This is a genomic window from Tepidimonas sp., assembly GCF_046292505.1.
Lineage (GTDB): Bacteria > Pseudomonadota > Gammaproteobacteria > Burkholderiales > Burkholderiaceae_C > Tepidimonas.
Map to the genome: position 1 here is coordinate 1 of NZ_JBKBQX010000189.1, position 692 is coordinate 692.

Below are 692 nucleotides of genomic sequence, written 5' to 3' on the forward strand. Positions count from 1 at the left end.
GTGACGAAGCGGTCGGTGAACGCCTTGCCATTGTCGGTGAGGATCGTGCGGATGCGCACCGGGCAGGCCTTGGCCAGGGCGGCGAGGAAAGCGCGCGCTGCTGTGAGCATCCATCTGCGCCCACCCGGGGCCAACGAACGGGCCATTGCCGGGCCCTGGGAGGGTGACCTCCTCAAGCGTGCGACCAACCGCTCGGCCATCGGCGTACTGGTGGGGCGCAGCTCGCGCCTGGTGATACTGGCCAAGCTCAAGGACGCCACGGCGACCTCGGCCCTACAGGGCTTGGCCACTAAGCTGCGCAGCATTGCCGAACCGACGCGATAGAAGCTGACCTACGATCGCGGCAAGGAGTTGGCGCGCCACTGCGATCTGGCCAAGGCCACCGGCATCCGGGTCTATTTTTGCAACTTGCGTAGTCCATGGCAGCGGGGCAGTGACGAGAATATCAACGGCCGGCTGCGTCAGCACCTGCCCATGGGCACGGACCTGTCGGTCTGCAGCCAGGAGGAGCTCGATGCGGTTGCGGGGCGGCTCAACAGCCGCTCGCGCGGCAACCACGGCTTCTACCCCCTGATCGCCATCTACCAGGCCATGCTGGAGAAGGTTATCCAAGCCAACCACCCCCTTCAGTGGTCGCCCCTGAAATATTCATAACCTCATGATTTTTCTTGTGTTATTGTCTGTTTGCGAGT

The 692-nt window shown here is 63.4% G+C and carries 2 protein-coding genes and 1 pseudogene; 2 read left to right on the forward strand and 1 reads right to left on the reverse strand.

Annotated features, from left to right (window positions below; genetic code table 11):
- A pseudogene (locus tag ACK4TH_RS12650) lies at positions 1–101 on the reverse strand (IS481 family transposase); the annotation flags it as partial.
- A 1-nt stretch (position 102) separates the two neighbouring features.
- On the opposite strand from ACK4TH_RS12650, the gene ACK4TH_RS12655 reads away from it, so the two are divergent.
- Positions 103–324, forward strand: coding sequence for a hypothetical protein (locus ACK4TH_RS12655; protein ID WP_409626956.1), 222 nt, complete (start codon positions 103–105; stop codon positions 322–324).
- A gap of 3 nt (positions 325–327) precedes the next feature.
- Positions 328–654 (forward strand): IS30 family transposase, encoded by a 327-nt coding sequence (locus tag ACK4TH_RS12660; RefSeq protein WP_409626958.1) that lies wholly within the window; start codon positions 328–330, stop codon positions 652–654.
- The last annotated feature ends 38 nt before the right edge of the window (positions 655–692 follow it).